Below are 8,194 nucleotides of genomic sequence, written 5' to 3'. Positions count from 1 at the left end.
CCCCCCGCCGCTGGCGTTCCACCGCCTCAAGCGCGCGACCGAGAGCCTCGGCTGGTGGCAGGTGGGCATCTGCTTCGTCATCGGCGTCTACTACGCGGTGATCATCGCGTGGGCGCTGCGCTACACGTTCTTCTCGGCGACCCGGGCGTGGGGTGACGACGCGGAAGCCTTCTTCCTGCAGGACTTCCTGCAGATGGATGCCGACGCCACGTTCGGCCTCGACTTCGTGCCGGGTGTGGCGTGGCCGCTGCTCGGGATCTGGGTCGTGGTGCTCGTCATCCTGGCGCTGGGGGTGCAGCGCGGCATCGGGGCCGCGAACCGGTTCTTCGTGCCGCTGCTGCTGCTGTTGTTCGCCGGCATGGTGGTGCGGGCGCTGACCCTCGACGGCGCCGCGACCGGTCTCGACGCGTTCTTCCGGCCAAACTGGTCGGCGCTCACGGACACCGGCGTGTGGATCGCCGCCTACGGCCAGATCTTCTTCTCGCTGTCCGTCGCCTTCGGCATCATGGTCACCTACTCGTCGTACCTCAAGCACCGGACCAACCTCACGGGCTCCGGTCTCGTCGTCGGCTTCTCCAACTCGAGCTTCGAGATCCTCGCCGGCATCGGGGTGTTCTCGGCGCTGGGCTTCATGGCGCAGGCGCAGGGCGTGGGTGTGGACGAGGTGGTGAGCGGCGGGATCGGCCTTGCGTTCATCGCGTTCCCGACGATCGTCTCGCAGATGCCCGGCGGTGCATTGTTCGGCCTGCTGTTCTTCGGCTCGCTCGTCTTCGCGGGTTTCACGTCGCTGATCAGCATCATCCAGGTGTGCGTATCGGCGGTCGAGGACAAGACCGGCCTCACCCGCGTGCCGGCGGTCCTGCTCGTCGGCAGCGTCGCGACGATCACGTCCGTTCTGCTGTTCCCGACCACCACCGGTCTGAACACCCTCGACGTCGTCGACCGCTTCGCCAACCAGTTCGGCATCGTCGGGGTCGCTCTCGTCACGCTCGTCGTGCTCGCATGGGGCTTGCGCCGGCTGCCCGAGCTGCAGGATCACCTGAACTCGGTGTCGTCGTTCAAGGTCGGCCTCCTCTGGCGGATCTTCGCCGGCGTCCTCACCCCGGTCGTGCTCGGGTACATGCTGATCAGCGAGATCGTGGACCGGATCGACGAAGGTTACGGCGACCTGCCCGACGCGCTCGTCGCCACCTTCGGATGGGGTGTGCAGGTGGCGGTGATCGTGATCGCGGTGGCGCTGTCGTTCGCCCCGTGGGGGTTGACGGACGCCGAGTTGGCGCACACCGAATCGACGGAAGCGGGAGAGAGACTGTGAGCGGATCTGCGATCGCGATGATGGTCGTCGCACTGGGGTTGGTGTGGGGCGGTCTCTCCGCCAGCCTGATGCATCTACGCCGGAATCCGGACGACACCTCGGGCCTGGAGTCGGCCGAACGCCCTCACGAGTGAAATGTCCGGTCTCGAACCGGACACGACTCGTTTCGTTTGCATAACACCACGCCGCGCCGGACTGGCCGGTCTGTTCTCGCTGTGTTCTGCTTGATCCCACCAACACCACGAGTCACACAGGTAACACGTGACTCGCAGGTCTCCGCCCCGGAGCCGTGCAGGACTCCGGGGCGGACGGTGTTCCGGTTCCGACCACGTACAGGAGCGAAGCATGACCACCAGGACCACCCGGCGCGGGCTGCGCCGGCTCACCGCCGCAGCCTCCCTCACCGTGGCCGCTGCCCTGGCGCTGCCCGCCGTCGCGGCCGCCGAACCCCCCGCGGACCCCATCGTCGCTGCCGCGCCGGCACCCGATCCGCTCGTCGGCGCCCTCGAGACGCTCCGGGCCCAGCCGGGCGCCGATGCCCTCGCGGTCGCCGCCGCCGAGGCCATCGGCTCCGCGCGCGGGGGCGCCACCGACGTCGCCGAGGACTCGCCGCTCTCCGCCTACGAGGACGCCGTGGAGTTCCTGCGCGGCCTCGGCATCGAACCGTTCCTCTACCCCACCGGCGCGCCCTTCTGCACCGAGGGCGGCAGCCTGCCGCTCGGCATCGCCCCCGCCGTCGCCGGGGCCGCCCCCGGCCCGTGGCCGAACCTGAACATCCCGATGGTCGGGCCCGTCAACGCCGTCGATCCCGGGGAGACCCTGTTCGCCTTCGTGCCGATGGGCGTGGAGAAGGACGGCGCGAACACCACCGGGATGCAGGTCGCGTGGTTCAACGTCAACACCTTCCAGGGCGGGTTCGTGCCCATGGGCACCATCGCCGAGGCCGCGGCGCTCGCCGTCCCCGGGGGCGTGCCCGAGTTCGCCCGGCCGCTCGTCGCCACCGCGGTGCAGAACTTCTTCGCCGGTGCGGTCCCGCTCGGCGGAGTCCGCGCAGCACCGGTCGCCACCGGCTCGGGAACCGTCCTCGCCGCCGTGTTCGGCACGGTGCAGAACGGCGAGACGTCGTGCTTCTTCCTGCCGACCGTGGGCATCGTGGAGGTCCCGGCCTGATCGTCCGCGTCCGGGGTGTGCATGCACGCCCCGGACGCGGACGATCGCGTCAGCCGATCGCCTGGAGCTTCTCCAGCCGGTCGAACACGAGCCGGACCACACTGTCCATGTGCGCCATCACCTGGTCCGCGGTGGCCCGGCCGGCCGCCCAGCTCACCAGGTTCGACATCCACACGTCGGCGATCACGTGCACCGCGTTGAGCAGCTGCTCGCTCACCACCTCGACGCCCGCCGCGCGGGCGTACATCCCGGTCATGATCGCTCCGAGCCGGTCGAGTTCGGCCGAGGACGACGCGTCCGCGAACATCGCTGCACGCACGAGCGCGTCGTAGAGGTTGTGGTCGCTCTCGAGCCGGCCGATGTAGCCGTGCAGCACCGACATGATCCGCTCGTGCGCCGAGTCACCGGGGATCTCGGTCTCGCCGAACCGGTTGCTCAGATCTTCGAACAGCAGCACCATCGCCACCACCAGCAGGTGGTTCTTGGACGGGAAGTAGCGGTACACGGTGCCCAGGGCCACGCCCGAGCGCTCGGCGACGGCGCGCATCTGGACCGCGTCGTAGCCGCCTTCCGAGGCCAGCTCCTTCGCGGTCTCGATGATCCTCAGGTAGCGGGCGCGCTGGGCCGGCTTCAGGTCCGCGCCCAGAAACGACGCGGGCCGCACCTTCGATCGCGATGCTGCGCTCGCCTCCGCCATCGTCCTCACCTTTCGTACGTCTGTCCGCCAGCGTAGTGCGCTCCCCGTCCCGCGGCGCCCGGACCCGTGCGGATTGAATGGACAGCTGTCTGGAACGAGTTCCACCGCACACTAGAACGCGTTACAGTTGCCTGGACTCGACCAGTAGGGAGGCAGCGTCCGTGCGTCACGGCATCACCCTGTTCACCAGCGATCGCGGCATCCGGCCGGAGCGGGCCGCCCGGGCAGCCGAGGAACGCGGCTTCGACGCGTTCTACGTCCCCGAGCACACCCACATCCCCGTGCGCCGCGAATCCGCACATCCCGGCACCGGCAACGAGACGCTGCCCGACGACCGGTACCGCCGGACCCTGGATCCGTGGGTCGCGCTCGGGCTCGCCGCGGCCGTCACCTCGACCATCCGGCTCGGCACCTCGGTCGCCCTGCCCCTCGAGCACGACCCCATCACGCTGGCCAAGACCGTCGCGACCCTCGATCACCTCTCCGGCGGGCGGGTCGTCCTCGGCGCCGGATTCGGCTGGAACGCCGAGGAACTCGCCGACCACGGCGTACCGCCCGGAAAACGGCGCACCGCGCTGCGCGAGTACCTCGAGGCGATGCAGGCCCTGTGGAACGAGGACGAGGCGGCCTACGCCGGGCAGTTCGTCTCGTTCGGCCCGAGCTGGGCCTGGCCCAAACCGATCCAGCAGCCCCGCCCACCGGTGCTGATCGGCGCGGGCGGCACCGACCGCACCTTCGCGTGGATCGCCCGCTCCGCCGACGGCTGGATCACCACCCCGATCGAACGCGACATCGACGACCGCGTCGAACGGCTGCGGACCACCTGGACCGAAGCCGGCCGCGACGGCGCCCCGGAGATCGTGGTCCTCGCCGGCCGGCCCGACCCCGCCCGGCTCCAGCGGTGGCGCGACCTCGGCGTGACCGAAGTGATGTTCGGCCTGCCCGACCGCCCCGAGGACGAGATCCTCGCCTACCTCGACAAGCTCGCCGCCACGCTGGACTCGACCCGCTGACGGTCCACGACAGAGAAGGAACACCTCCATGACCACTGCCGCCTTCCGCCCACTGCGCGCCGCCGAGATCACCGCCTGGGACCACGAGGCCGACGTCGTCGTCGCCGGCTACGGCATCGCCGGGGTCTCGGCCGCCATCGAGGCCGCCCGCGCCGGCGCCGACGTGCTGATCCTCGAACGCACCGGCGGCTGGGGCGGTGCCGCGGCCCTGTCCGGCGGCATCGTCTACCTGGGCGGCGGCACACCGCTCCAGCGCGAACTCGGATTCGAGGACACCCCCGAGAACATGAAGACGTTCATGCTCGCCGCCCTCGGCCCCGGCGCCGACGAGGCCAAGATCGCGGACTACTGCGACGGCAGCGTCGAGCACTACCGGTGGCTCACCGAGAACGGAGTGGTGTTCAGATCGGCGTTCTGGGGCGAGCCCGGCTGGGAGATCCCCGGCGACGAGGGCCTGATGTACTCGGGCGGCGAGAACTCCGCACCCTTCAACGAGATCGCCACGCCCGCTCCGCGCGGCCACGTGCCGCAGATGAGCAACAAGCGCACCGGCGAGCAGGGCGGCGGGTACATGCTGATGAAGCCGCTGGCCGAGACGGCCGAATCCCTCGGGGTGACACCGGTGTTCGACATCCGGGTGCAGCGGTTGATCGTCGACGACGCGGATCGGGTCGTCGGGATCGCCGCGAAGAAGTTCGGCGACGAGGTCTTCGTGCGGGCACGTCGCGGCGTCGTGCTCACCACCGGTAGCTTCGCGTACAACGACGCCATGGTCACCGCGTTCGCCCCGCAGCTCATCGGCCGGCCGGCCGCCGCGATCGAGGAGCACGACGGCTGCTCCATCCGGATGGCTCAGGCCCTCGGCGCCGACCTCGCGCACATGGGCGCCACCGAGGTGGCGTTCTTCGCCGATCCGCAACTGATGGCACGCGGCATTCTCGTCAACGCCCGCGGCCAGCGGTACGTCCCCGAGGACACCTACCCCGGACGCGTCGGACAGCTCACCCTTCTGCGCAACGACAACCAGGCGTACCTCGTCATCGACGAGGCTTCCTACGAAGAAGGCTGTGCCACCACCAGTTCCACTCCGTACTTCCGGTTCCCGCCGAAATGGGCGGCGGAGACGGTCGCCGAACTCGAATCCGACATGGGCCTGCCGGAGGGCACTCTGCAGGCCACCGTCGAGGTGTACAACCGGCACGCCGCGGCCGGCACCGACCCCGTCCTCGGGAAGAAGCCCGAGTGGGTCAGACCGATCGGGACCCCCGTCGCAGCGCTCGACCTGCGCAACTGCACCGCGGGCTTCACCCTCGGCGGCCTGCACACCACCGTGAACTCGGAGGTCCTGCACGTCTCCGGCGAGCCGATCCCGGGCCTGTACGCCGCGGGCCGCTGCACCTCCGGTGTGTGCGCAGGCGGCTACGCGAGCGGCACGTCGCTCGGGGACAGCAGCTTCTTCGGCCGCCGCGCCGGCATCGCCGCCGCCGCGACCTGAACGTTCCCCCACCCCGTCGGTGTGGCCGAATGTCACATCGGTTCGATCGAATCGAACCGATGTGACATTCGGCCGGTACGGGCCGGACGGATGGGGGCGGGGCGTTCAGACGACGGTGAGCGGCAGGGGGATTCCCCGGTCGGCGAACGCGAAGGTCGCGCCGGTGCTGAAGCGGGTGATCGCGACCTCGCCGCACTCGCTCGCGGGTTCGGCCTCGCGGATCACCTCGACGGTGAGCGCGTGGGCGTCCTCGGACACCACGCGCGCGGTGAAGTGCGGGTCGACGCCGCGCACCAGCGCCTGCAACGGCCCGAGGTGGTCCCCGTCGATCAGGGTGGGCCACGATCCGTCCGCGTCGGCACCCCCGGACCGCCCGAGGCGCAGGTGCAGCCTGCCGGGCTCCCAACTAATCTCGCAATCGACGTACTGCCTCGGCGCGAACACAGGGTGGACCGAGAGCACCGTCGCCAGTCCTTCGACGTCGCGCGGCAGGCCGAGGGCGTCGCGTAGCCGCTCGGACGCCAGCCCCGCAATGCCGGTCAGCTGCTTGCGGGCGAGGGACAGCGCGGTGTCCTCGTCGGTGCGTTTGCGCACGCCGAGAAGGAAGCCCAGCGTGAGCAGATGCTGTTGCAGGCACACCTCCTCCGCGATCCGTACGAGGGCCGAGTGCGAGAAGTCCGCGAACCGCAGATCGGAGAGCAAGGGGCCGGAGTAGTCGCCGCGTCCCTCGTCCGCCGGGTCGATCGGACCGAGTTCCACCGCGACGGCCGCGGTAAGGCCGATCGCCTCGGTGTGCGGGGCGGTCTCCGGCGGCACGTGCGACGGGTCGATCGTCACCGTCCACGCGCAGTGCGGGTGGCGGTCGGCCGGCCGGCGCGGGGGCCGGTGGATCGGCCGCACCTGCGCGTGCGGGTTGGTGGCGAGGGCGGTCGCGTCGAAGGTGGGGTCCTCGATGTCGTGGCACATGGCCGTCACATACGCCTCGCCCAGCGGCTCGACGTCCATGAGCGCGCCGCAGTGGTCGAGCCGGAACTCGCCGTGGTCGTGGTCGTCGACGCGGAACCGGAAGTCCATGAACTGTGGCGGCGCACCGATGTCGAGCTGCAGCCCCTTGAAGATCGTCTCGACGCCGTCGCCCTCGTACCGCAGGGCGCGCTGCATGCGCCGGGTGTACCACGGGCTCGACGCCTGCCACTCCTCGACGGCCACCTCGGCCATCCCCTGCCGTCCGAACGCCGAGATCAGGTGGGCCATCCCGGACCGGTCGACGAGCTGGCCGCACAGAAGCAGTTCGGGGACGAGGACGGCGAGGTCCGACCGGGTGAGCGCGGCGAACGAGTCGCGGACGTTCACCGGGCTCACCACAGCGGCACCGGTGCCTGTCCGGCCGGGTACCAGCCGGGCAGGCGTTTCATCGACGTCGACCGTTCGATCCGCCTGTTCATGCCGTCGGACAGGGTGCCGGCCGTGATCATCTCCAGGAACAGGTGGGAGACGTTGCCGAAGTCGAAGAAGTCGCGCTGCCAGGACCACTGGAAGTCCCCGCCGTAGCGGAACCAGCTGCCGCCGAAGCCGTACACCTCGTAGTGTGATCCGTCGTCGCGGGTCGCGTCGGCGACCTGCTTCCAGAAGCCGATGACGTCGCCGGTCCGCTCGTCCACGACGAACCGCTGGTAGGGGTACTGCCATCCCTCGAGACCGGCCATCTCCTGGCCGAGGGCGAGTTCGCGGATCTCCGCCCTTCCGACGGCCATGAAGTCGTCCTTCGGGCCGTAGTTCCAACCGTAGGTCGCGTCCTCGGTGTACATCTCGGCCAAGGGCTTCCAGTCGCCGGCTGCCTCGGCCTTCATGTTCGCTCCGATCCAGCGTTCGATCATCTCGTCGAGTTCGGCTCGGTCGAACGGTGCCATGACGTGTCTCCTCGGGATCAGTCCTCGACGATGCGGAGGGCTCGGGTGGGGCAGTACCGGACGGCGGATTCGACGTCGCCGCGCAGGTTTTCGGGTATGTCGTCCATCAGGATCCGGACCGTGCCGTGCTTGGGAACGTCGAAGACGTCCGGTGCTTCCAGCGCACACATCGCATGCCCCTGACACAGGTCGAGGTCTGCTTCCACTTTCACGGGGGGTGTCCTCACATCCGACGGCGGTAGCGCACCGCACACGGCTGCGCGAGCTGAACCACCATCTTGGAATGGTCGTTGCGGTAGGTTCCGGACGGCTGGGACATCTCGAATTCGTAGTCCCGCAGCAGGACCGAGAAGATCGCCTTGAGCTGCATGAGGGCGAACGCCGCGCCCACGCACCGGTGCCGGCCCGCCCCGAACGGAATCCAGGTCCAGCGATTGACGATGTCCTCCTGCCGCGGATCGATGTAGCGGCCCGGATCGAAGGAATCGGGCTCCGGGAAGTCCTCCGGGATGCGGTTGGAGATCGCCGGGGTGGCGCCGACGAGATCGCCCTCCCCGATCCGGTAACCCTCGACCTCGAACTCGCCGCGCGCGA

The 8,194-nt window shown here is 69.7% G+C and carries 10 protein-coding genes; 5 read left to right on the top strand and 5 right to left on the bottom strand.

Going from position 1 to position 8,194, the window contains the following annotated elements; genetic code table 11:
- The 3 genes from OEY_RS28305 to OEY_RS0110895 form a co-directional block, all read left to right on the top strand.
- Positions 1 to 1,315: sodium-dependent transporter (locus tag OEY_RS28305; protein ID WP_010593912.1), on the top strand; the 1,315-nt coding region annotated here is incomplete at its 5' end.
- On the top strand, positions 1,312 to 1,449 hold the full coding sequence (locus tag OEY_RS29780) for a methionine/alanine import family NSS transporter small subunit (protein ID WP_082061337.1): 138 nt from the start codon (positions 1,312 to 1,314) through the stop codon (positions 1,447 to 1,449). The genes OEY_RS28305 and OEY_RS29780, both read left to right, overlap by 4 nt.
- Positions 1,450 to 1,660: 211 nt before the next feature.
- Positions 1,661 to 2,485, top strand: coding sequence for a hypothetical protein (locus tag OEY_RS0110895; protein WP_010593911.1), 825 nt, complete (start codon positions 1,661 to 1,663; stop codon positions 2,483 to 2,485).
- Between the two features lie 49 nt (positions 2,486 to 2,534).
- Here the strand turns inward: OEY_RS0110895 and OEY_RS0110890 are convergent, their stop codons facing one another.
- Positions 2,535 to 3,182 (bottom strand): TetR family transcriptional regulator, encoded by a 648-nt coding sequence (locus OEY_RS0110890; protein WP_010593910.1) that lies wholly within the window; start codon positions 3,180 to 3,182, stop codon positions 2,535 to 2,537.
- A 161-nt stretch (positions 3,183 to 3,343) separates the two neighbouring features.
- Here OEY_RS0110890 and OEY_RS0110885 point away from each other — a divergent pair, with 161 nt between their 5' ends.
- The gene (locus OEY_RS0110885) at positions 3,344 to 4,195 is read left to right on the top strand and encodes an LLM class F420-dependent oxidoreductase (RefSeq protein WP_010593909.1); all 852 of its coding nucleotides are present in this window, start codon (positions 3,344 to 3,346) and stop codon (positions 4,193 to 4,195) included.
- 28 nt (positions 4,196 to 4,223) lie between these two features.
- A complete protein-coding gene (locus OEY_RS0110880; RefSeq protein ID WP_010593908.1) occupies positions 4,224 to 5,690 on the top strand; it encodes an FAD-dependent oxidoreductase in 1,467 nt (488 codons plus the stop codon).
- 105 nt (positions 5,691 to 5,795) lie between these two features.
- Here the strand turns inward: OEY_RS0110880 and OEY_RS0110875 are convergent, their stop codons facing one another.
- From OEY_RS0110875 to OEY_RS28300, 4 genes are all read right to left on the bottom strand, one after another.
- Positions 5,796 to 7,055 (bottom strand): hypothetical protein, encoded by a 1,260-nt coding sequence (locus OEY_RS0110875; protein WP_010593907.1) that lies wholly within the window; start codon positions 7,053 to 7,055, stop codon positions 5,796 to 5,798.
- Positions 7,049 to 7,600, bottom strand: coding sequence for a hypothetical protein (locus tag OEY_RS0110870; protein ID WP_010593906.1), 552 nt, complete (start codon positions 7,598 to 7,600; stop codon positions 7,049 to 7,051). The genes OEY_RS0110875 and OEY_RS0110870 overlap by 7 nt, the downstream gene beginning before the upstream one ends.
- A 17-nt stretch (positions 7,601 to 7,617) precedes the next feature.
- On the bottom strand, positions 7,618 to 7,812 hold the full coding sequence (locus tag OEY_RS0110865; protein WP_010593905.1) for a ferredoxin: 195 nt from the start codon (positions 7,810 to 7,812) through the stop codon (positions 7,618 to 7,620).
- 11 nt (positions 7,813 to 7,823) lie between these two features.
- On the bottom strand, positions 7,824 to 8,194 hold a 371-nt coding region (locus OEY_RS28300; protein ID WP_010593904.1), incomplete at its 5' end, for a cytochrome P450.

The sequence above is a fragment of the Rhodococcus sp. P14 genome (assembly GCF_000256505.1).
GTDB classification, from domain to species: domain Bacteria; phylum Actinomycetota; class Actinomycetes; order Mycobacteriales; family Mycobacteriaceae; genus Rhodococcus; species Rhodococcus ruber.
This window is presented reverse-complemented; position numbering and strand designations above follow the sequence as displayed.